The 21,303-nt window shown below is 62.4% G+C and carries 19 protein-coding genes and 1 pseudogene; 14 read left to right on the plus strand and 6 right to left on the minus strand.

The features are described 5' to 3' along the window. Positions 1–7: 7 nt before the first annotated feature. Positions 8–1,978, minus strand: coding sequence for a 4Fe-4S binding protein (locus tag IVA87_RS10875; RefSeq protein WP_247305931.1), 1,971 nt, complete (start codon positions 1,976–1,978; stop codon positions 8–10). A gap of 218 nt (positions 1,979–2,196) precedes the next feature. Here IVA87_RS10875 and IVA87_RS10880 point away from each other — a divergent pair, with 218 nt between their 5' ends. The 10 genes from IVA87_RS10880 to IVA87_RS10925 all read left to right on the plus strand — a co-directional run bounded on the left by IVA87_RS10880 (position 2,197) and on the right by IVA87_RS10925 (position 11,300). Further along, on the plus strand, positions 2,197–2,883 hold the full coding sequence (locus tag IVA87_RS10880) for a biotin/lipoate--protein ligase family protein (RefSeq protein WP_247306274.1): 687 nt from the start codon (positions 2,197–2,199) through the stop codon (positions 2,881–2,883). Then, entirely contained in the window at positions 2,880–3,419 is a 540-nt protein-coding gene (locus IVA87_RS10885) for a DUF6505 family protein (protein WP_247305929.1), read from the plus strand. Before IVA87_RS10880 ends, IVA87_RS10885 begins: the two co-directional genes overlap by 4 nt. Further along, complete coding sequence (locus IVA87_RS10890) at positions 3,416–4,423, plus strand: DUF6352 family protein (protein WP_247305926.1); 1,008 nt, start codon at positions 3,416–3,418, stop codon at positions 4,421–4,423. Before IVA87_RS10885 ends, IVA87_RS10890 begins: the two co-directional genes overlap by 4 nt. After that, the gene (locus tag IVA87_RS10895) at positions 4,420–4,935 is read left to right on the plus strand and encodes a DUF3305 domain-containing protein (RefSeq protein WP_247305923.1); all 516 of its coding nucleotides are present in this window, start codon (positions 4,420–4,422) and stop codon (positions 4,933–4,935) included. Before IVA87_RS10890 ends, IVA87_RS10895 begins: the two co-directional genes overlap by 4 nt. Beyond that, on the plus strand, positions 4,932–5,558 hold the full coding sequence (locus IVA87_RS10900; RefSeq protein WP_247333521.1) for a DUF3306 domain-containing protein: 627 nt from the start codon (positions 4,932–4,934) through the stop codon (positions 5,556–5,558). The genes IVA87_RS10895 and IVA87_RS10900 overlap by 4 nt, the downstream gene beginning before the upstream one ends. Before the next feature lie 121 nt (positions 5,559–5,679). Next, the gene (locus tag IVA87_RS10905) at positions 5,680–6,459 is read left to right on the plus strand and encodes a molecular chaperone TorD family protein (protein WP_247305917.1); all 780 of its coding nucleotides are present in this window, start codon (positions 5,680–5,682) and stop codon (positions 6,457–6,459) included. A 29-nt stretch (positions 6,460–6,488) separates the two neighbouring features. Beyond that, positions 6,489–6,707: a twin-arginine translocation signal domain-containing protein gene (locus tag IVA87_RS10910; protein ID WP_247278119.1), complete on the plus strand. Its 219-nt coding sequence runs from the start codon at positions 6,489–6,491 to the stop codon at positions 6,705–6,707. A 2-nt stretch (positions 6,708–6,709) separates the two neighbouring features. After that, on the plus strand, positions 6,710–9,652 hold the full coding sequence (locus tag IVA87_RS10915; RefSeq protein WP_247305914.1) for a formate dehydrogenase subunit alpha: 2,943 nt from the start codon (positions 6,710–6,712) through the stop codon (positions 9,650–9,652). A gap of 12 nt (positions 9,653–9,664) precedes the next feature. Further along, positions 9,665–10,261 (plus strand): formate dehydrogenase FDH3 subunit beta, encoded by a 597-nt coding sequence (gene fdh3B, locus IVA87_RS10920; RefSeq protein ID WP_027571966.1) that lies wholly within the window; start codon positions 9,665–9,667, stop codon positions 10,259–10,261. A 31-nt stretch (positions 10,262–10,292) separates the two neighbouring features. After that, positions 10,293–11,300, plus strand: a complete 1,008-nt coding sequence (locus IVA87_RS10925; RefSeq protein WP_247333523.1) for a formate dehydrogenase subunit gamma — start codon at positions 10,293–10,295, stop codon at positions 11,298–11,300. 29 nt (positions 11,301–11,329) lie between these two features. On the opposite strand, the gene IVA87_RS10930 is transcribed toward IVA87_RS10925, so the two are convergent. The 5 genes from IVA87_RS10930 to IVA87_RS10950 all read right to left on the minus strand — a co-directional run bounded on the left by IVA87_RS10930 (position 11,330) and on the right by IVA87_RS10950 (position 15,886). Beyond that, positions 11,330–11,533, minus strand: coding sequence for a hypothetical protein (locus IVA87_RS10930; RefSeq protein ID WP_247305909.1), 204 nt, complete (start codon positions 11,531–11,533; stop codon positions 11,330–11,332). Positions 11,534–11,808: 275 nt separating this feature from the next. Beyond that, positions 11,809–13,137 (minus strand): SCP2 sterol-binding domain-containing protein, encoded by a 1,329-nt coding sequence (locus tag IVA87_RS10935; protein WP_247305907.1) that lies wholly within the window; start codon positions 13,135–13,137, stop codon positions 11,809–11,811. 55 nt (positions 13,138–13,192) lie between these two features. Continuing rightward, positions 13,193–14,353, minus strand: a complete 1,161-nt coding sequence (locus IVA87_RS10940; protein ID WP_247305905.1) for an iron-containing alcohol dehydrogenase — start codon at positions 14,351–14,353, stop codon at positions 13,193–13,195. A gap of 74 nt (positions 14,354–14,427) precedes the next feature. After that, positions 14,428–15,276 (minus strand): alpha/beta hydrolase, encoded by an 849-nt coding sequence (locus IVA87_RS10945; RefSeq protein ID WP_247305903.1) that lies wholly within the window; start codon positions 15,274–15,276, stop codon positions 14,428–14,430. Further along, the gene (locus tag IVA87_RS10950; RefSeq protein ID WP_247305901.1) at positions 15,269–15,886 is read right to left on the minus strand and encodes a TetR/AcrR family transcriptional regulator; all 618 of its coding nucleotides are present in this window, start codon (positions 15,884–15,886) and stop codon (positions 15,269–15,271) included. Before IVA87_RS10950 ends, IVA87_RS10945 begins: the two co-directional genes overlap by 8 nt. A 217-nt stretch (positions 15,887–16,103) precedes the next feature. On the opposite strand from IVA87_RS10950, the gene IVA87_RS10955 reads away from it, so the two are divergent. The 4 genes and pseudogenes from IVA87_RS10955 to IVA87_RS10970 all read left to right on the plus strand — a co-directional run. Continuing rightward, entirely contained in the window at positions 16,104–17,213 is a 1,110-nt protein-coding gene (locus IVA87_RS10955) for an efflux RND transporter periplasmic adaptor subunit (RefSeq protein ID WP_247305899.1), read from the plus strand. Further along, positions 17,213–20,323 (plus strand): efflux RND transporter permease subunit, encoded by a 3,111-nt coding sequence (locus tag IVA87_RS10960; protein WP_247305897.1) that lies wholly within the window; start codon positions 17,213–17,215, stop codon positions 20,321–20,323. Before IVA87_RS10955 ends, IVA87_RS10960 begins: the two co-directional genes overlap by 1 nt. A gap of 15 nt (positions 20,324–20,338) precedes the next feature. Then, entirely contained in the window at positions 20,339–20,977 is a 639-nt protein-coding gene (locus tag IVA87_RS10965) for a TetR/AcrR family transcriptional regulator (protein ID WP_247333526.1), read from the plus strand. A gap of 92 nt (positions 20,978–21,069) precedes the next feature. Then, a pseudogene (locus IVA87_RS10970) lies at positions 21,070–21,303 on the plus strand (hypothetical protein); the annotation flags it as partial.

Raw genomic sequence — 21,303 nt, forward strand, 5'->3', positions numbered from 1 at the left:
GCTTCGCCTAATCCTTGCCATCGCGTTGGCGTAGATAGTCATCCGTCGTTCGCGGCGGCGTTCGTTCCGGAACGCCCTTGAACGGGTCGAATTGCTGTTCGCTCATGACGATGACGCGGCAGTCTGCGCACATCCTAAGTGCTGCGACCCGCTTGTCGCCGGCCGGATACATCCAGTGCCTGCCCTCGAGCTTGGCTGCGATGCGGTCGATCGTGCTCTTGACGCCGAAGGCCGTGCCGCAGCGGACGCAGAGTGCGGGCTCCTCTTCCTTGATAGTCACGGCGGAGGCGCGTGCCGCGCGGAAATCGATCTGCGGCTTGAGGCTGATGACTTTCTCCGGACAGGTGCTCTGGCACAGGCCGCATTGCACGCAGGCGTCCTCGACGAACTTGAGCACTGGCCGCTCGGGATCGTCGCGAAGCGCGCCGGTCGGGCAGGCCGAGACGCAAGACAGGCATAGGGTACAGCCGCTGGTATCGACGCTGATTGCGCCGATCGGCGCACCCTTGGGCAGGGCGATCACGTCGACCGGCGTCGGCGCCAGCCGATGCAACTCGCTCAGGGCGAACCGCAAAAGGTCGCGCCGCTTGCCGACGGTCTTGAAGGTCGCGGGCGTCGCGACGGCCGCGAGTGTGCCGATAGCAGCCAAATGCTCGCCGAGCGCGTCGGGATCATCCGTTTGGATGGTCGCGAGGCGGCGGCCCTCAAAGCCGAGGCCGCCAAGGATCGCTTCAGCCATGCCGATCGTCTGTGACAGTCCGGTGACATCGTGGCGTGGTCTTGCGCGGAGCAGGAATCGTATGGCCGATACGCCATAGGCAAAGGCCCCGACGATCGCCTCCAGCCCGACTTGCGTGAGTTCGTTGACGGCAAAGGGGAGCACGTTTGCCGGCAGGCCATCGCCATGCCGCGCCAAGGCATCGATCAATGGCGTGCCGTGCGGGCTATCATGAAAGAGCAGCACCGCATTCGTGCCACCGGCCTTGTGGTAAGCCAGCAGCATGGCACGAATTCTCTGAAGCTGCGTATCGGCGGGCGGGAGCGTATAAGATGCCGCGCCGGTCGGGCAGGCGGCGGCGCATTGGCCGCAGCCCGCGCAGATGTTCGGATCAATTGCGACATGATCGCCGACAGGCGTGATCGCTCCAGTCGGGCAGAGATCGAGGCAGCGCCGGCACCCCGTGCGCTTCGAACGCGAATGGGCGCAAAGAGCGGGCGTGACGTCGACATATTTCGGCTTGTCGAAGCTGCCGACGAGGTCTCGCGCGGTCAGCACGGCGCGAAGCACGGCGGTGGGATCGCTCGGATCGGCGCGCAGATAGCCGTCGCGTAACGCGTGGGCAGGAAACAATGGCATCCCACCGGAAATGTCGAGCACGATATCGCAGCGCGAGGTGACCCCGCTTCGCGGTGCGTCCAGTACGAAGCGATCGCGCGAAGACGGGCGGGGGCGCGCGTAATCGTCGATCGCAAGCTCGAAGGCGCCGAAATGTCCCTTTGCTGAGCGGATCGTGCCCTTCACGATCGGGAAGACCGTTGCAGCGGGCGGCACGATCTCGTCGAGCTGCTTCAGCATCACCGTCACGTCGAGGTGATCGGCAAGCAGGCGGCCGGCCTCGATCGCGGCCTCATCGCGTCCGTAGATCAGAACCACGCCCTCGCTCGACAAAGTGACGAGCGGATAGTCCGGCGCTGGGATGGAGGCGGAAGCGAGCAGGGCAGCCATTTTCGCGCCGGCGCGCGCGCCATCTCGCGACCAGCCGGCCGTTTCGCGGATGTTGACGAAGCTGATCGCATCAGGCCGCTCGCCGGCCTCATCAGTGAACTGCGCGGCCTGCTGCGTGCAGGCGACCGTCAGTGCGCCGCCAGCGGCCGCTGCGCTGCGGAAGTGATCGAGCTCGGCGCCGCAGAGATGATGAAAGCTTTTGATTTCGCAGTTGGGACATCCGCGCTGAATCGTGGCCGCGTCGAGACGCATCGTGTCTTCGCACGAGCAGATCAGGACCGTCTTGGATGGCTGCTCCAGGTTAACCCCTCCGCCAATCCGGCACCGACGACGGACTCGCGCCGGCCCTTCGCCTCGTATAGAACTTATCCATCGGGAAGAAAAGGAAAGCGGAGGACGGCCTGCCGTCGATCCCAGTCAGCCATGTTTCCCTGGCGGAACCGATTCATCTGCCGCCGCCGTTCACATTGGTGCGGCTGCGCGAGAGTGGCGACGCTTTTGCCCACGCATGCCGCATTGCACCGGAGAGCGGCGCCGGAACACTCGTCTATGTCGGCCGCTTTGATCTGGCGGAGTTCGCCGTGGTGCTGGAGCCAGCCGAGCCCTTACGTACGGCGCGGCGCGCGTTCTACGCCGGCATGATCGCGCTCACCGATGCCTTGCGTGCCTACGCACCGCCGAGCAAGCCGATCACGATCGGCTGGCCCGACGCCGTCAGGATCGATGGGGGGCTGGTCGGCGGTGGGCGGATGGGATGGCCTCCTGAGGCTGACGAGGACGCGTCGCCACCATGGATGGTTTTCGGCGCGATGATCCGGACGGTTGCCATGAACGAGGACGAGCGGGGTGTTCACCCGCTCGCTTCGGCGCTCGACCAGGAAGGCTTTGGCGAGGCTGGTGCGGTGCAGATCACGGAGAGCTTTGCCCGGCACCTGATGCTCGCATTCGATGACTGGCAGGCGAGCGGTTTTGAAGGCGTGGCGCGAGAATATCTTTCCCGCATGCCCCGCGAACGGCAGACCGTTCTGCGCATCGACGATCGCGGCGATCTCCTCACGCGCCGGATTGGGGCGGGCGAGATCGAGCGTGGCGATCTCGTGCAGGCGCTCGCGGCTCCATCCTGGCTCGACCCGGCACTCGGAGGGCCGCGGCTGTGAAGCTTCTGCGTACCATCGCGCTCGATCCCTCCGATACCTTCGTGTTCGACGTGGCGGCGGAGCCGGGGGAATGGGCCGTCTCCGGTGCTTTCCGCTTCTGGGATTGCGATGCTGCGAAGCTCGAGGGCAAGGCGCGCGCGGCGTTTCGCGGCGGGTTCCTCGGGGTGCAATCCTGGGGCTGGTCGACGCTGGCGCAGATCGTTCCGGCGACCGAGGACGATCACCGCAGCCTGATCGATCTCCTTGCCAGGCAACTTATCGATCGTCTCGGTGCGCCGGACATGGCCACAGCGATGACGGCCGCGGAAGAAGAGGTGGCGTTCTCGCAGTCGCTGTGCAGTCATCCGATCAGCTCCCTTATTGCAGTGCACCGGGCTTCAAGCGACGGCGAAGTCCGCGAGTCCTTTCGCCGACTAAAGCTCCGCGAAGGGCAGGGGCACAGCAAGGCGTTCTCGTTCATGGAAGTGGAGGACGACGTCCAGCCTGACGGCGATGTCAGGCTTGCGGATCTGGGCCGGGAGCCGACCGTCAGATGAATGATTTCTGGATCGCCTGCGGCCATCATCTGCTCGATCGCGACGAGGGCGGTGGGCTGTGCGTCACCGACGAATTCCTCAAGGCCTATTTTGCCCGTCCCGAGCTGATGCCGCCCGACGATGCGTGTCCGGTCGAACGCCGGTTGCATCGCGAGCTGCTCGCCGATCCGCGTCAGGGGGTGGGCGGCGACGAAATTGCCGGAATTTCCGATACCGACGCCCGGGAGAACTGGCGGTTCGTGCTGGCCTTTCGCGATCTCCTGTTGCGGCATCCGACGCTCGAAGCGGCCTATCTTGCATCGCTGCGATCAGGCGCGAACGACCTGCCGCCGCTGTTCGTCAACCAGCTGGTACATGTCATCCTGCGCAACGCGCTCGATGGCTGCGACGACCCGTTTGTGCTCCGCGCCGCCGAGCTATTCTTCCGGGTTCAGCGGATCCTGCCGCATGAGCACGCCCTGCTGCTCGGCGACGAGGAGATCGTCGGCGGCCGGAGCCCGACCCCGGTGCTCTCCCTGATGTCGATGCTGGGCGCCACCAACGAGGCGATGTGCGATGTATTGAGCGAAGAGAATGTCGAGACCTATTGGCAGCGCAGCGACCAGTTCGACATGGCCCTCGACCTCACGGCCGGTGGGCGCGGACCAACTGCGCTGGCACAAGCGATGACGCGCTGGGTGTCTCATCTGCTCGGCATCGAGGTCACGATCGAGCCGCTGCGCACGTTGCAGGACGCAAAGCTCACCTGGTATGTCGGGCTCGATGCCGAGGCCACCAGGCTTGGCGACCGTCTGTGGCACGGCGAAGAAGTCGACGAGCGCGACGCCGACCGGGTGCTTGCACTGTTCCGGCTGATTTTTGCGGATTCGAGCCGCGCGCACGACGACCTCCGGGACGAGCCCGTCTACCTGATCCTGTCGATGACGGCGGATCAGAAGCTCCGGATGAAGCCACAAAATCTGCTGACCGGCCTGCCGGTGAAGCGCCTGGAGATGTTCACATGAGCCCCGCGGCATCGCCACTCGCATCCATCTCTGTCGGCGTCGTCGTCGAGCGGCGCAAGGCTGCCTCGCCTTGGGTTGACTTCGTCTGGCGCGGAATTGCTGTCCTGCCGGATGAGCCGGCGACACAACCCTGGACCGTGCTTCGCGAGCAGGATGGCACGACCCTGTTCTATGCCGGAAGCGCGACCGTGGATCTCTATCCGTCCGAGACGGCGCGCTATCGCGATAATCTCGCCTCCGGCAATCCGAGCATCTGGACTGTGCTGTCGCCCTCGGAAGGCGCCTGGCCCTATGCCGTCACTGCGGTTACCGCAGACCCCGCGGAGGGCGAGGGCTTTACCGAAGCCGCCGATAATCTGGTCGAGGCCGTGCCGATGCCGGAGATGCTGCGGGAAGTAATTGAAAGGTTCGTGGTCGAGCACCATGTCGAGCGGGAGTTCGTCAAGCGCAAGCGGCGCCGCGCTGATCCGGAGGCGCTGGCGCGGCGCGAACATGAAGGCGGACAGGAATGACTGAGGAGGAATTCCTTGCACGTTGGTCCCGCCGCAAGCGCGAGGCGCAAGCGGAGCCGGCGGAGCCTGCCCGGGCGCAGCCCACGCCGCAGTCTGCGGCCAAGCACGATGAGAGCGAGTTCGATCTCTCGAGCCTGCCGTCGATCGACGAGATCAACGCTGCGACCGACATCACCGCCTTTCTGCGCAAGGGTATTCCCCAGGAGTTGAGCCGTGCGGCTCTTCGCCGCGCGTGGACGACCGACCCCGCCATTCGCGACTTCGTCGGGCTTGCGGAGAACGCATGGGACTTCAACGACCCGACCGCGATGCCGGGTTTTGGCCCGCTGGATTGCTCGTCGGAACAACTGGCGGCGCTCGTCGATCGCATCATCGGCGGCGTGCGTGAGGCGGTGCAGTCTCTCCCCGAGCCGTCGATTGAAGCAGCGGATTTCTCGGCGGCGGAATTGGATCAAGCCGATGCGGCGGGCGCGTCGGATATTGTCGGGACAGCAGGCGCCACGGAACGTCCGGCAACCTCTGTTGCGGTGCAACCATCAGTGGCGGAGAGATCTGCGGATTTCGCTGAGCCCATCAGGCACCGTATTCACGGTGGTGCACTGCCGCGCGAGCAGCACGACTAAAGGCTATAGGTTCGGGCTATGGACGGATGATTGACCATCCGTGGAACCGGGACTACGATTTCGTTAGAACACTGTTACAAAAGCAGTAATCAAGCAGACGGGACTCGGATGGGAGGTCCACGTGCGGGATGACGGGCTTGATCGCGCAATCGATGCCGCAGGCGGCATTGCTCAGCTTGCGCGCAAAATCGGCATCAGCCAGCCTTCGGTCTCAAACTGGACCCGGGTACCCGCACAACGGGTGGTTGCAGTCGAAACGGCCACCGGTATTCCACGCAACGATTTGCGGCCCGATCTCTACAGCGAAGAAGCCGTCCCAGCGGGGCTCATCGACCCCGTCGATGCTGCGCGCGCGCAGGAATACGCGTTGCTAGCAACCTTGCTGTCCGCGCCGCCGTCGAAACGACTGCTCGAGCAGCTCTCGGCATTGAGTGGTGACGCGACGCCGCTCGGCCGCGCGCATGCGGCGCTCGCCGACGTCGCCTCAAGCGCAGTCGCAGCTAAGGTCGAGCGCGAATATTTCGATTTGTTCGTGGGGCTCGGTCGCGGCGAATTGCTGCCTTACGCCTCGTACTATCTCACCGGCTTCCTCAACGAACGGCCGCTGTCGCGCCTGCGCGGCGACCTGACGATGCTCGGCGTCGAGCGCGTTGCCAACAATTCCGAACCTGAGGACCACGCCGCTATCATTTGCGAGATCATGTCGGGCCTTGCCGGCGGGCACTTCGGTGCCTCGCCAGAGGCACAGCGCGCCTTCTTCGAGAAACATGTGTCGCCGTGGATGAGGCGACTATTCGCAGACATCGAGAGCGCCGGGAACGCCGATTTCTACCGGGCGGTCGGCGCGCTCGGTCGCACCTTTATCGAGATCGAGACGGAAGCATTCACATTCGCCAACTGACCGGCGTGCGCAGGTCCAGGAGAGATGCGATGAGTGAAGACAAGAAGACCACAGTGGGACGCCGCGACTTCCTGCGCAAGGTCAGCATCGGCACGGTCGGTGTCGGTGCGACACTCGCGACACCGTTGGTCGGGTCGGCGCAGGCCGACGGTGAGACCAACGATGAGAAGCGCAAGGCGCGCTACCAGGAGTCCGACCACGTCAAGGCGTTTTACCGCGTCAATCGTTATCCGGCCAAGGGAGGCTGACCGTGCTGATCAAGCGAACACACCAGCATTCCCCTGGCCACGGCTCCGTTGTCGCGTCCCTTGCGGGCCAGGCCGGCGGTCTCGACCGCCGCAGCTTCTTGCGCAAATCCGGTCTGGCCGGCGGTGCGCTTGCCGCGCTCGGCGCCCTGCCGGTCGGCAGCGTGCGCAAAACAGAGGCAGCAATGGCTGGTCCGCTCACCGCAGGCGCAACCATCCGCAAGAACATCTGCACACATTGCTCCGTTGGATGCACGGTGACGGCCGAGGTCTTGAACGGCGTATGGATCGGCCAGGAGCCGAGCTGGGATTCGCCGATCAATCGCGGCTCGCATTGTGCCAAGGGCGCCTCGGTGCGCGAACTCGTACACAGCGAGCGGCGGCTGCGCTATCCGATGAAGCTGGTAAATGGGCAGTGGACCCGAGTCTCCTGGGATACCGCGATCAATGAGATCGGAGACAAGCTTCAAGCTGTACGCGAGAAGTCGGGCCCCGATTCCGTCTATTGGCTCGGCTCGGCCAAGATGACCAACGAAGGCGCCTATCTGTTCCGCAAGCTCGGTGCGTTCTGGGGGACCAACAATACCGATCATCAGGCTCGCATCTGCCATTCGACTACCGTGACCGGCGTCGCCAATACCTGGGGCTACGGCGCGATGACCAACAGCTACAATGATATTCGCAACGCAAAGACACAGGTCATCTTGGGCGGCAATCCAGCCGAAGCGCATCCCGTGTCGCTGCAACATCTGCTCGAGGGCAAGGAGCTGCAAAAGGCCAACTTTATCGTCATCGATCCGCGCCTGACGCGTACGGCGGCCCACGCGACGGAATATGTGCGGATGCGCCCGGGCACCGACATTCCGGTGCTCTACGGCATGATGTGGCACATTCTCCAGAATGGCTGGGAGGACAAGGAATTCATCCAGCAGCGCGTTTACGGTTTCGACGACATCAAGAAAGAAGTTGAGAAGTGGCCTCCGGAAGAAGTCGAGCGCGTCACCGGCATTCCCGGCGAGCAGCTCAAGCGCGTCGCCAAGATGTTCGCCACGGAGAAGCCGGCAACCCTCATCTGGGCCATGGGCCAGACCCAGAAGACCGTCGGCACCGCCAACGTCCGCGCGAGTTGCATTGCCCTCCTGATGACCGGCAATGTCGGGAAAGCCGGCGCGGGCGCCAACATCTTCCGTGGCCATGACAACGTGCAGGGCGCGACCGATGTCGGGCTCGATATCGTCACGCTGCCGTTCTATTACGGCCTCGCCGAAGGCGCCTGGAAGCATTGGTCGCGGGTTTGGGAGGTCGACTATGATTTCCTGAAGTCCCGCTTCGACTCCAAGCAGATCATGGAAACCCCCGGCATTCCGCTGACCCGCTGGTTCGAGGCAGTGACATTGCCCAAGGATCAGGTCGCTCAGAAAGACAATGTGAAGGCGGTGTTCGTACAGGGACACGCCTCCAACAGCATCACCCGCATTCCTGAGTCCCTGAATGGTCTGAAGGCTCTCGAGCTGCTCGTCATTGGCGACCCGCATCCGACGACCTGGGCCTCGCTCTCCGTCGAGGCGGGCCGCAAGGATGGCGTCTACATTCTGCCGGTCGCTACGCAATTCGAATGCAAGGGATCGCGCGTCGCCTCCAACCGCTCGCTGCAATGGGGCGAGCAGATCGTGAAGCCGATCTTTGAATCGAAGGATGATCTCGAGGTCATCTATCTGATGGCGAAGAAGCTTGGCTTCGCTGACCAGATGTTCAAGAAGATCAAGGTCGAAAACAATCTTCCTGAAGCCGAGGATGTGCTGCGCGAGATGAACCGCGGCAGCTGGTCGACTGGCTATTGCGGGCAATCGCCCGAGCGCCTCAAGGCGCACATGAAGAACCAGGCCAAGTTCGACATGCTGAGCATGCGGGCACCGAAGGACGATCCCGAGGTCGGCGGCGACTATTATGGTCTGCCCTGGCCGTGCTGGGGATCGCCTGAGGTCAAGCATCCCGGCACGCCACTGCTCTACAACACCAATTTGAATGTGATGGACGGCGGTGGCACGTTCCGGCCGCGGTTCGGCGTCGAGCGCGAGGAGAAGCTGCCGGACGGCACGACGCGGAAGGTGAGCTTGCTCGCGGACGGCTCGTACTCGTTGGGGTCGGGAATTCAGGACGGCTATCCGGAGTTCACGCTGGCGAGCTTGAAGAAGCTCGGTTGGGACACCGAGCTCACCGAAGCGGAAATGGCCGTGATCAACAAGATCAATCCGGCCAATCCGGACACGGTGTCGTGGGCGCTCGACCTGTCGGGAGGCATCCAGCGCGTGGCGCTGGCGCATGGCTGCGTTCCCTACGGCAACGGCAAGGCGCGCATGAATGCCTTCGGCTTGCCCGATCCTATCCCTGTTCACCGCGAGCCGATCTACACGCCGCGCGTCGACCTCGTCGCTAAATATCCGACGCTGCCCGACGCCAAGCAGTTCCGGATGCCGAATATCGGTTTTTCCGTGCAGAAGGCAGCGGTGGAGAAGGGAATTGCAAAGCAGTTCCCACTCATCCTGTCGTCCGGTCGTCTGGTCGAATATGAGGGCGGCGGCGAGGAGACGCGCACCAACCCGTGGCTTGCCGAATTGCAGCAAGACATGTTCATTGAGATCAACCCTGCCGATGCCGCCGAGCGCGGCGTCAAGGACGGTGGCTGGGTGTGGGTCACGGGTGCAGAGAACAATTCCAGGGCGAAGATGAAAGCGCTCGTTACCGAGCGCGTCGGCAAGGGCGTCGCCTGGATGCCATTCCACTTCGGCGGTTGGTTCGCGGGCAAGGATCTTCGCGGCAATTACCCGAAGGGCACCGACCCGATCGTGCTCGGCGAAAGCGCCAACACGATCACTACGTACGGATACGACCCCGCCACGGGCATGCAGGAGCCCAAGGTCACTCTCTGCCAGATCGCGGCGGTTTAGGGAGTAACGACGATGGCACGTATGAAATTTCTCTGCGACGCTGATCGCTGCATCGAGTGTAACGCCTGCGTCACCGCCTGCAAGAACGAGCACGAGGTGCCCTGGGGCATCAACCGGCGCCGCGTCGTCACTATCAACGACGGCAAGCCGGGCGAGCGGTCGATCTCGATGGCCTGCATGCACTGCACGGATGCCCCCTGTGCGGCCGTGTGCCCGGTGAACTGCTTTTACACCACGGCCGATGCTGTGGTGCTGCATTCCAAGGACCTCTGCATCGGTTGCGGCTATTGCTTCTACGCCTGCCCGTTCGGTGCTCCGCAATATCCGAAGGTCGGGAATTTTGGCTCTCGCGGCAAGATGGACAAGTGCACCTATTGCGCGGGCGGCCCGGAGGCCGACGGCAGCAAAGAGGAATACGAGAAATACGGCGCGAACCGGTTGGCCGAGGGCAAGCTGCCGCTGTGTGCCGAAATGTGTTCGACCAAGTCGTTGCTTGCGGGTGACGGCGAGATCATTGCCCAGATTTACAAGGAGCGCGTGATGAAGCGCGGTTACGGCTCGGGTGCCTGGGGGTGGAAGACGGCCTATCGCGAGACGATCGAATCCTGACGAAGGTCGCGCGAGCATTGAGGAGGAGCTCATGGTGTCGTTTGCAAAATTCGTTCGGGCGGCTGTTTGGGCTTGTGCTTTACTCCTCCTCATCGTGGCAGCTCCGGCACCGGTAGGCGCTCAGCAGGTCAATCCGACCGCCAGCGCCGTCAAGGAGCAACAGCTCTTGCAGGAGCTGAACCGGATCCAGGGTCGCGTCAGCATTCCTGATCAAAGGTCCGGCGTTCTCGAGCAGCCACAGGGGCGGGAATGGCGCGAGTTCCACAATGTCACGCTGCGCTGGATCGGCGGAGTCGCGATCATCGGCATGCTGGCGGTGCTCGTAATCTTTTATCTCACGCGCGGCATGGTGCGCCTCGAAAGCGGACGATCCGGCCGCACCATCGTGCGCTTCAACACGTATGAGCGTTTCGCGCATTGGATGACCGCCACCTGCTTCATCATTTTGGCGATCTCCGGACTGAACATCACCTTTGGGCGACCGCTGCTGTTGCCGCTGATCGGCTTCGAGGCCTTCTCCGAATGGTCGCTTTGGGCAAAGTACGCCCACAACTATCTGAGCTTCCCGTTCACCATTGGGGTCGTTCTGATCCTTCTGATGTGGATCGGCGGCAATATTCCGAGCAAGGTGGACGTCGAGTGGATGAAGCGAGGCGGCGGCATCGTCGGGCATGATCATCCTCCGGCCTACCGCTTCAACGCCGGCCAGAAGGCGATCTACTGGATCGTCGTGATCGGCGGCGGTCTTGTCGCCGCGAGCGGCTATGTCCTCATGTTCCCGTTCTACACGACGGGGATTGAGGGCATGCAGCTGGCCCAGATCGTCCACTCCATCGTTGCGGTCCTGTTTGTCGCCGCGATGATCGCGCACATCTATATCGGCACCATTGGCATGGAAGGTGCGTTCGAGGCCATGGGCTCGGGTGAAGTCGACGTCAATTGGGCCCGCGAGCACCATAGCCTCTGGCTCGACGAGCAGATGGCGCGAACGGGTCCGAACGACGGACAGCCTCAACCTGCGACCGCGGCGGCCGAGTGAGACGAACAGCCTGAAAGTGGCCGGGCGTTTTACTGAACCGGCTCTCTCGCAAACAGGACAGAGCGGTCCTGCATCTGCAGCTCCGGCAGCTTGCTCGCCTGACCGGTCTGCAGTTCCTTGATGGATGGCATGCTGCTCTGGCCTGCATGGAACAGCACGTGCGATTTGAGCACGCTGCTGGCGGCTCCGGCGAGAAGCAAGGCTGCGATGAGCGAGGGCATGAGGCGTTTCATGCGCATCTCCGTCTGCCATTCCACCCGGCACGACTGATAGACGTAAATTGCCTGGCGCGATGTGAGCCACTTCACAGCCGGCATTCAAATTACATCGGCCCCAGCGAGGCGGGAGTATGAAGAGAGGCAACTAAGCCGTTTCGCGCGAGCACACCCTGTAAGCTCCACGGAATCCCTGGTGTGCGCTATCGAGGGGCGCGACCTTGCGGCTATCGAAATGATTTGGGCGCCACTTGCAAGGTTCGGTTGCTCTCGAGGGACCGGCAGCCCGGGAGCTATTTCGGAAAGCAAGCCGCGAATGCTTTCATCAGCCGAGGCGATCCCTTGATTCGGATCGAGCGTGTCGCAAGGGCGCGTAGGATCGAGAGACGGCCGTCAAGAAATCTCAACCATGCGTTCGAATCGGCTTGCACCCGGAGATCGGCTCGCCCTTGCAGCCCCTTGACCATCGAGAGCGTCTGATTCCGGATCAGAACGGTCGCCTCGGCTGGTTCGGTGCCTGTGAAAACGAAGTGGTAAGTTGCGTTCAGTCCTTTCGCCTTGCCCCGTTGGAAGCCTAGTCTCATGCCGAAGAGGAACTGCGAAATGCTGCCCGCACGTGCCGCGTTGCGCACGTGACGAAGGGTCTTGTGCGGAAAGCGCTTTGCCGCATGCTCCGCCGCGTCCGAATTGGAGACGACGTAGAGCGTCTCTTTTTTGTCCTGCAGCGGTTTGACGATCGCGTCGACGTGCGCCTTCCGATCGGCGAGAAACCCGCCAAGGACATCCTCGCCGGCGGGGCAGACCGCCAGGCAGTAGGCAGCGTTGTAGTTCGGCCCGTAAGATAGACTTTGCCAACGCTGGAGCGTTTCACTTGGGGGATGGCGGTCGCTGTATTCCTTTGCCGATTTGGAATCTGCGATGTCTTCGATCCAGTGCGTAAAACCGCCCATGAACTGCTGGTAGTTGTGATTTAGGCACGAGGAGAAGTCGAAATAGCCGTCGGGCTTGATCGCGCCGACGGGGCAAGCGACGACACAAAGCTTGCACTCGAAACACGGATTGTAGTCGAGCGGTGTTCCGGGAGCTTCCATGTGGACGTCCACCAGCACGGTGCCAAGCAAGATGAAGCTTCCGAACTTCGGATGGATGATGCTCCGATGAATGCCGCGCTTGCCTACGCCGGACGCTTCAGCGACGAGCTTATGGGAAACGATCCACCCGCGCTGCGAGAATCCGTCCATCTCCATGGGGAAGGCCATGGGCGGATTAAGAGCTGGAATGCCCAAATCTTCGAGACGGCGCACCAGCGCCCGGCAAACGTCTTCGACGTCGTGGCTGACGTTGTGAAATTCGTTGTTGGCGGCGGATCGTAGCGGAGAGCGGATCGGCGCCCTGTGCATTCTACGGACAATCGAAATGGCGATGCGTGCCGACGGAAAGGCCCGGTGGATATGCGGCCGCTCTTCTGCAAGGGAGGGATCATCGAGGCTCACTATGCCGCAGTCATCCGCACCGCATTCCAGGGCCAGCGCCTTGAGCTCGTCCTGCGTTAGCTTTGGCGGCATGGTCGGCGTCCTGGCCCGCACACGCTTGGCAATCGGATGATCATCAAGTCCCGCCATGTCCGCACCTCGTTTCGTTATCCCTGCGCCGCCGGATTTCGCGGGGCTGTTTTGCCTAGGCAGCCATTCGCAGCAGACCGACGATGTCAGCTTCGCTTTTGAAGGGTCGCGGATTGGCCTGGACGAAGCGATGGTTGATCGCGATTTTGCTGATCCGCTCGAATTTGTCTTCGCCAACGCCGACGTCGGCAAGGCGGCCAGGTAATCCGAGACTTTTGGTGAATTCCGAGAAAGCGTCTGCGGCTTCGATATCCGGCGCACCAAGAGCCGTCGCCAAACGCTTCTGCGCGCCCTCGGTGAATGGCTTGTTATAGCGAAGCAGGCTCGGCATGATAACAGGTGTGCAATAGTAGTGCGGAACGTCGAAAGTCCCTCCCAGCACGTGGCCAATGCCGTGACTTGCTCCCATCGGGACGCGTGCCTGTAGCCCAAAAGAGGCGAGCCAAGAGCCATATTGAGATAGCCGGCGCGCCTCGATATCATCAGCTTGCTGCAAGGTCTGGAGCATTCCTTCACGCAGACTACGGATTCCCGCCAGGACGACTTCATCAGCCAAGGGTGTACCGGCTGGCGAGCACAATGCTTCGATGCCGTGATCCATCGCGCGGGTGCCCGATCCCATCCAGAGCTTTGAAGGCGTGTGAAGCGTCATAGCAGGGTCCAGAATGATCGCCACTGGCATCATTTTGGGGTGAAAGAAAATCTGCTTCAGCTTGTGGCGCTCATCCGTGACGAGCGCTGCGGCATTGTATTCGCCGCCGTTCAGTGTGGATGGCACGGCAATCTGCCGGACGGTCGGCGAGCGGAAGGGAGAATGGCTCAGCCCTGGACCCATGGGAAACGGATCGAAGCCCGCTTCATCGCGGATGTCGTGTTCCATCGCCATGATGACGATCTTGGCGAGATCGACGGCAGAGCCTCCGCCGACAGCCACGACCAGATCAGCGCGGGCGTCTTTTGCGTGGCAGGCAACCTCGGCCGCCTGCTTGCGCGTCGTATGCTCTGCAATTCCATCGAAGGTTGCTGCGTGCTTGTTGCCGAGCGCTCGGCGAATCTTCTCGATCTCGTCGGTCTTGGTGTTCAAGGTTCGGCTGACGATAAGGAAGACGCGTTTCGCGCTCAGTCGTTCGGCCTCTTCGCTGACGGCTTCAGACGCCGCTTTGCCGTAGATGACACGATCAATTGCTGGAAAATTATGTACACCAGTCCTGCGCATTTTTGTCCTCCCATTGATGTGGTCAAAAGCGCTTGAACATCGTTGCGCGCTCCTGCGTTTGGTCGTTGCCGCAATTATGTTCCCATTATCGTGCGAGCCAGCTCCGACGGGTTCTCAATAGCTGAGAAGTGGCCGGTGTTTTTGAGCGTTACCATCTGCGAAGCAGGAATCAGCGACCGTGTGCGTTCACGCTCGTTTGGCCGAGACCAATCGCTATCGCCATAAATGAGCGTCACGGGCGTCGTGATCTGGCGATAATAATCGCGTGCCCTGCTCCAGGATCGCCAGCCTGCCAACACCTTGCGTGCGATGCGCTTGTATCCGGGGCGCTGGGCGACTTCATTGAACTCGGCAAGCAGATCGGCCGGCAGTCTGCGGGGATCGTGAAATCCGCCGCCCATGATCTTGCCGAGGATCAGCTTGTTTTCGACCGATGCATTCACCGCGCCGAGCACCGGAATCTGCAAGCTGCCGATGATGAAATTCGCGAGCCAGTTGCCGCGTCGAATGCCGTCCCCGTAGCGGGTCTCGTAGTCGTAGGGATTGATCGCATAGACCCGTTTCACGCGCTGGGGAAGCGACGCCGCCACCGTGAGGGCCAATGCCCCGCCGATCGACTCGCCGACAATCGTCACGTCCGAGAGGTCTAGCTCATCGATGAAGCGAATGACGGCCTGCCTGAAGTACGGTTCGTCGAAGTTTGCGTTTGGATCTATTGGTGAGTGTCCGTGGCCCGGGAGGTCAATGGCGTACACGGTGTGCGATGTCGCGAGGAGGGGCGCAAGACTGCGGAAATATTCGAGCTGCGTCCGGATCGTATGGATGAGGAGCAGCGGAGGCCCGTTACCGGTCTTTTGAAAACGCACACTTAGCGTGTCCGATAGCTTCAGCAAACGTGGTTTGAGTTCACTCGTGCTAAGCATTCGGTCTCTCTGTGGTTCGAGGGGCAATCCTTCGGGCGCCTGCGGCGTCGCGAACCTGTTCGCCCGCCGCATCGAGAAGGGCCTGCGCCAGATCAGGGTCGTTGACGACCCGCGAGAGCGTCACCGCGCCGATCATCGTCGCGAGAATGGCCATGGCCTTGCTACGGGACTCCTCGCCGCCGGTCTCGGCGAGGAAGCGGCCGAGGACTTCGAGATGGGCCTTGATCCCCGCTTCGAATGCCGCTTTCACGCCGGGCCCCTGTCTGGCGGCATCTGAGCCGAGCGCCACGATCGGGCAGCCGTCCATCCTTTCTCCGCGATGGTCGGCACTGAGGTAGAACCCGATCACCGCGCCGAGCGGATCACCGGGGTTCTGCGCGGCCGCGTCCGACCATCGGAGGGAGGCGCTTTCCAATGCCCGGTTGGACGCCTCTACCGCCAAATCCTCTTTTGACGCGAACTGCTTGTAGAAGGCGCCTTGGGTTAGGCCGGCGGCCTCCATCAGATCCTTCAGGCCGATGCCGTCAAAGCCTCGCTCCCGGAAAAGGCGACTTGCCACATTGATCACGTTTTGGCGGTTTTCCGCGGCCTGAACGCGACTCACGCGCATCGGGGATCTCCTATTTAGATTTCGTTTGACCTCTATATGCGAGATAGAGGCTGAACGCAATCTATCAAGAGGTAGGCCCTGTGGCGAAAGCTCCTTACGCCGAGCTGGCGAACCCCCACCATGATCACGGTTCCGTGACTTCATGCTTTTAGATTGCGATCGAAATCTATTTGGATTATAGAGTTTGAAGGCAATCTAAATGAAGGCGGGAGTGGACATGAGAAAGAAGAGAATTGCGGTCTTGGCCGGTGTCGTGCTCGCGGCGTCCGGGGCGGCTGCCTTCGTGACTTTTGTCATTCCCACCCAAAGGGCCTCTGCCCTGAGCGATCCGAGACAAGAACGACCGGTCGTCAACCTGGTGACGGCAGCGCGAGTGGCCGGATCCGAACGCGGCTTCACCGGCGTTGTAGGGGCGAGGGTGGAAAGCAATCTCGGTTTTCGCGTCGCCGGCAAGATCGTGGAACGGCTGGTGAATGTCGGTCAGCAGGTCAAAGCCGGCGAGCCGCTGATGCGGATCGACGAAACCGATCTCCGCCTTGCGCTTGCGGCGAAGCGCAACGCCGTTGTCGCAGCGCGCGCTACCGTCGTTCAGACCGACGCGGATGAGAAGCGATACGCCAACCTCGTCAACGACGGATGGACGTCCCGACAGCGCTACGAGCAGGCGAAAGCCGCGTCCGACACCGCCAACGCGCAACTCGCCGCGGCCGAAGCCGATGCGCGCGTCGCCGAGAACCAAGCGACCTATTCCGTACTGGTGGCCGACGCGGACGGAACGGTCATGCAAACGCTTGGTGAGCCCGGCCAGGTGGTTTCCGCCGGACAGACAGTCGTTCGGCTCGCACAGTCCGGTCCGCGCGAAGCTGTGGTGGCGCTTCCCGAAACGATGCGGCCGGCGATCGGCTCGCTCGCCGAGGCGAGCCTGTATGGGAGCGATGGGCGCCGCTTTACTGCGCGTCTCCGGCAGTTGTCGGATTCCGCCGATGTCCAGACCCGTACCTACGAGGCCCGCTATGTGCTCGATGGCGAAGCCGCGGCGGCGCCACTTGGCGCGACGGTCACCATTCGGCTTGCAAGCCAGGAGAGCCAACCGGAAGTCCAGGTGCCGCTGGGAGCGGTGCTCGATGACGGCAGAAAGACCGGCGTTTGGGTCTTCGAGAGCGGCACCTCGGCCGTACACTTTCAGCCCATCAAGCTTGTGCGTGTGACCAGCGAAACCGCGGTGATCTCCGGGCTGAGCTCAGGTGATCGGGTCGTTTCGCTGGGCGCTCATCTCTTGCAGGAGGGCGCTCACGTCAGGACCGCCTCTCAAGACAGGAGCAACTGATGAGCTTCAATCTGTCCGCGATCGCCGTCCGCGAACGAGCCGTGACCCTGTTCTTCATCCTCCTGCTGGCGGCCGCAGGCGCGTACGCCTTCTTCATGCTCGGGCGGGCGGAAGACCCTTCCTTCACCATCAAGACCCTCACTGTCACGACGGTATGGCCGGGCGCGACGGCACGTGAGATGCAAGACCAGGTCGCCGAACCCCTGGAGAAACGGATTCAGGAGCTGACCTGGTACGACCGGGTGGAGACGACCACGCGGCCAGGTTATGCCTACATGACCGTTACGCTGAAGGACAGCACGCCGCCATCCGTCGTGCAGGAGGAGTTCTACCAAGCCCGCAAGAAGCTCGGGGATGAAGCGCGCAAGCTGCCGTCCGGTGTGCTCGGCCCCTTCGTCAACGACGAATATTCGGACGTGAGCTTCGCCCTTTATGCTCTTAAAGCGAAGGGCATGCCGATGCGGGAGCTCGCCAGGCAAGCCGAGACCATTCGCCAGGACCTCCTGCACGTGCCCGGCGTCAAGAAGATCAACATCCTCGGGGAACGTCCCGAGCAGATATTCGTCGAGTTTTCCTATCCCAAGCTGGCGACGCTCGGCGTGTCGGCACAGGACATTGTTGCCGCCTTGCAGCGGCAGAACACCTTAACTCCGGCTGGTTCGATCGACACCAAGGGGCCGCAGGTCTTCATCCGGGTCGACGGCGCTTATGCCAGTGTTGAGGCGATCGCCGACACGCCGATCGTCGCGGCTGGGCGGACGCTGAAACTCTCCGACATCGCCGTAGTCCGTCGCGGCTACGAGGATCCTCCCACCTACCTCATCCGGCACCAGGGCGAGCCCGCCGTCATGCTCGCGGCAGTCATGCAAGAGGGCTGGGATGGCCTCGCGCTCGGCAGGGCGTTGGAGGAGAAGTCCGCAGCGATCGCTCGGACGCTGCCGCTCGGGATGTCTCTGGCCAAGGTCAGTGACCAGGCCGTCAACATCACCTCGGCCGTTGACGAATTCATGATGAAGTTCGCGATGGCGCTCGGCGTGGTGCTGCTGGTGAGCCTGCTCAGCCTCGGCTGGCGCGTCGGCATCGTGGTCGCTGCCGCCGTTCCTTTGACGCTTGCCGTCGTGTTTCTCATCATGCTGGAGACCGGCCGGTTCTTCGACCGCATCACGCTCGGCGCGCTCATTCTGGCGCTCGGCCTTCTCGTGGACGACGCCATCATCGCCATCGAGGTGATGGTGGTGAAAATGGAAGAGGGCATGGACCGTATGTTGGCGGCGGCCTATGCCTGGAGCCACACGGCGGCGCCGATGCTGTCGGGAACACTCGTGACGATCGCCGGCTTCCTGCCGGTGGGCTTCGCGCGCTCGACGGCCGGCGAATACGCCGGCAACATCTTCTGGGTCGTGGGCTTTGCCCTCATCGTCTCGTGGATCGTCGCGGTGGTCTTCACGCCCTATCTGGGCGTCAAGATGCTGCCCGCGATCAAGCCGATCGAAGGTGGCCATCACGCGATCTACGGCACGCCCAACTATCGGCGCCTGCGCGCGCTCATTACCTTCGCCGTGCGCCACAAGTTCGCAACCAGTGGCATCGTCGCCGTCGCTTTCGCCCTTTCGGTCGTCGGCATGGGCGGCGTCAAGCAGCAGTTCTTCCCGACCTCCGACCGCCCCGAAGTGCTGGTGGAGGTTCGGCTGCCGGAAGGCACCAGCATCGAGACGACGACCGCCGCAGCCGAGAAGCTCGAGCGGTGGCTGCATGATCAGCCCGAGGCCAAGATCGTCACGAGCTATGTCGGTCAGGGCGCGCCGCGCTTCTTCTTCGCGATGGCGCCGGAGCTGCCCGATCCGGCCTTCGCCAAGATCGTCGTGCTGACACCGGATGCGGAGGCGCGTGAGGCTTTGAAGCACCGGCTCCGGCAGGCGGTGTCGGGCGGTCTTGCAGCCGAGGCCAATGTGCGCGTCACCCAGCTCGTGTTCGGACCCTATACCCCGTTCCCGGTCGAGTTTCGGGTCATGGGGCCGGATCCGGCGCAATTGTACGCGATCTCCGAAAAAGCGCTCGGTATCATACGTGGCGTTCCCGATGTGCGCCAGGCGAACCGCGACTGGGGTGATCGCACGCCCGTGCTCCGCTTCATCCCGAATCAGGATCGACTGAACCTCATCGGCCTTTCGCCAGCGGAGGTCGGCCGGCAACTGCAGTTCCTCCTCACCGGCATCACCGTGACGCAGGTCCGCGAGGACATTCGCAATGTCCCGATCGTGGCACGCAGCGCTGGCGGAGAGCGGCTGGATCCGACGCGTCTGGCGGATTTCTCCCTGATGAGCAGGGACGGCCGCGCGGTTCCCCTCGACCAGGTCGGCCATTCGGAAATCCAACTTGAAGAACCGATCATGAAGCGCCGCGATCGCACCCCCGTCGTCACCATCCGCTCGGACATCAACGAGGCGACCCAGCCGCCGGAGGTCTCCAAGGAGATCAAGACAGCACTTCAACCGCTGATCGCGTCTCTGCCCGCCGGCTATCGTATCGAATTGGGCGGATCGATCGAGGAGGCAACCAAGGCCAATGACGCTTTGGCGACGATCTTTCCCGCCATGATCGCCGCCATGCTGATCGTCATCATGTTGCAGGTGCGATCGTTCTCGACGATGGCCATGGTGGTGCTGACGGGACCGCTTGGCCTCGCCGGCGTCGTGCCGATGTTGCTGATCTTTCACCAGCCCTTCGGGTTCAACGCCATTCTGGGCCTGATAGGGCTGGCGGGCATCCTGATGCGCAACACGCTGATCCTGACCGAACAGATCAAGGAGAACCTTGCCGCCGGCCTTGATGACTATCACGCCGTCATCGAAGCCACGGTGCAGCGTACTAGGCCCGTGATTCTGACCGCACTTGCTGCGGTGCTGGCCTTCATCCCCCTCACGCATTCCGTTTTCTGGGGATCGATGGCCTACACGCTGATCGGCGGCACGGCCGTCGGCACGGTGCTGATTCTGCTGTTCCTGCCTGCGCTTTATGCCGTGTGGTTCCGGATCAAACCGACTGCCGATACGATTCATGAGCATTCGACGCAGGAACCGGAATTGCAAACATCGATGGCTGCCGAGTAGGGCTCGGTCGCATCCATGAATCGTCCGGTCCGAACGGTCACCGGCTCTGACGAGGTGCGCGCGCTTATCCTGGAGGTGGCGGAGGAGCACTTTCGCCGCGTCGGTTACCACAGGACGTCGGTGGCTGATATCGCCTCGGAGCTCCGCATGAGCCCGGCAAATGTCTATCGCTTCTTTCGCTCGAGGGATGCGATCAACGAGTCCATTTGCGGGCGGGTTTTGGAGGAGGTTACTGAGATCGCCTTTGCGATCGCAAGTTCGAACGCACCGGCCACAGAGAAACTCGACAAGCTCCTGACCGCCGTTCACCAGCACAACAAGATGACGCTGGTCAAGGAAAGGCGCATGCACGAGCTGATTGTCGCCGCCATGCACGAGAACTGGGCGGTCATCAAGGCGCACATGGAGCAATTGCTGACAATCTTCGAGGCGATCATACGCGAGGGCGCTCAAACGGGCGAATTCGAGGTCGAAGATGCCGCGGAAGCCGCGCGAGCGGTCAACGCCGCCTTCATGCCGTTCTTCCATCCGACGCTGATCGAGCATTGCCTGCAATGCGGCGAAGATCCGGAAGCAGGGTTGCGCGTCCAGATTCGCTTCATCCTGAAAGCTCTCGGCAGGTCCGACCAAGCAGTCTGCCTTAGCCGGACCTGATGCACTCGGTCGCCGCACACCGCCGTTTAGCGTTTGTGACTTCATCACGCGGCACGCCGATGCGTATACGGCGGCGAACTAGGAATACCTGAATGAAGTTTTCTGTGTGGTCGCTGGGGCTGATGCTGCTTACGACGTCTGCGACGGCGCGTGATGACGGGCGCTACGCCAATTCGCCCCTGAAAGGATGGTTCGAGAGCCTACAAAGCGAATTCGGGCAATGTTGCTGTCGGGCGACGTGGAAAATTGACCCCCTGACGACACGAGGAATTGACCCCCTCGCGACACGGTCAGAACGGGGGTTTTATGCAGCGACTCAGTTCAGG

Origin of the sequence: Bradyrhizobium sp. 147, assembly GCF_023073935.1 — a bacterium.
GTDB lineage: Bacteria > Pseudomonadota > Alphaproteobacteria > Rhizobiales > Xanthobacteraceae > Bradyrhizobium.

What these genes read in the sequence shown, in the direction of transcription:
- IVA87_RS10875 (WP_247305931.1), bottom strand. Translation starts at nt 1,978, where the DNA reads ATGCGTCTCGACGCGGCCACGATTCAGCGCGGATGTCCCAACTGCGAA.
- IVA87_RS10890 (WP_247305926.1), top strand. Translation starts at nt 3,416, where the DNA reads ATGAATGATTTCTGGATCGCCTGCGGCCATCATCTGCTCGATCGCGAC.
- IVA87_RS10895 (WP_247305923.1), top strand. Translation starts at nt 4,420, where the DNA reads ATGAGCCCCGCGGCATCGCCACTCGCATCCATCTCTGTCGGCGTCGTC.
- IVA87_RS10900 (WP_247333521.1), top strand. Translation starts at nt 4,932, where the DNA reads ATGACTGAGGAGGAATTCCTTGCACGTTGGTCCCGCCGCAAGCGCGAG.
- IVA87_RS10910 (WP_247278119.1), top strand. Translation starts at nt 6,489, where the DNA reads ATGAGTGAAGACAAGAAGACCACAGTGGGACGCCGCGACTTCCTGCGC.
- fdh3B (WP_027571966.1), top strand. Translation starts at nt 9,665, where the DNA reads ATGGCACGTATGAAATTTCTCTGCGACGCTGATCGCTGCATCGAGTGT.
- IVA87_RS10925 (WP_247333523.1), top strand. Translation starts at nt 10,293, where the DNA reads ATGGTGTCGTTTGCAAAATTCGTTCGGGCGGCTGTTTGGGCTTGTGCT.
- IVA87_RS10930 (WP_247305909.1), bottom strand. Translation starts at nt 11,533, where the DNA reads ATGAAACGCCTCATGCCCTCGCTCATCGCAGCCTTGCTTCTCGCCGGA.
- IVA87_RS10935 (WP_247305907.1), bottom strand. Translation starts at nt 13,137, where the DNA reads ATGGCGGGACTTGATGATCATCCGATTGCCAAGCGTGTGCGGGCCAGG.
- IVA87_RS10940 (WP_247305905.1), bottom strand. Translation starts at nt 14,353, where the DNA reads ATGCGCAGGACTGGTGTACATAATTTTCCAGCAATTGATCGTGTCATC.
- IVA87_RS10945 (WP_247305903.1), bottom strand. Translation starts at nt 15,276, where the DNA reads ATGCTTAGCACGAGTGAACTCAAACCACGTTTGCTGAAGCTATCGGAC.
- IVA87_RS10950 (WP_247305901.1), bottom strand. Translation starts at nt 15,886, where the DNA reads ATGCGCGTGAGTCGCGTTCAGGCCGCGGAAAACCGCCAAAACGTGATC.
- IVA87_RS10955 (WP_247305899.1), top strand. Translation starts at nt 16,104, where the DNA reads ATGAGAAAGAAGAGAATTGCGGTCTTGGCCGGTGTCGTGCTCGCGGCG.
- IVA87_RS10960 (WP_247305897.1), top strand. Translation starts at nt 17,213, where the DNA reads ATGAGCTTCAATCTGTCCGCGATCGCCGTCCGCGAACGAGCCGTGACC.
- IVA87_RS10965 (WP_247333526.1), top strand. Translation starts at nt 20,339, where the DNA reads ATGAATCGTCCGGTCCGAACGGTCACCGGCTCTGACGAGGTGCGCGCG.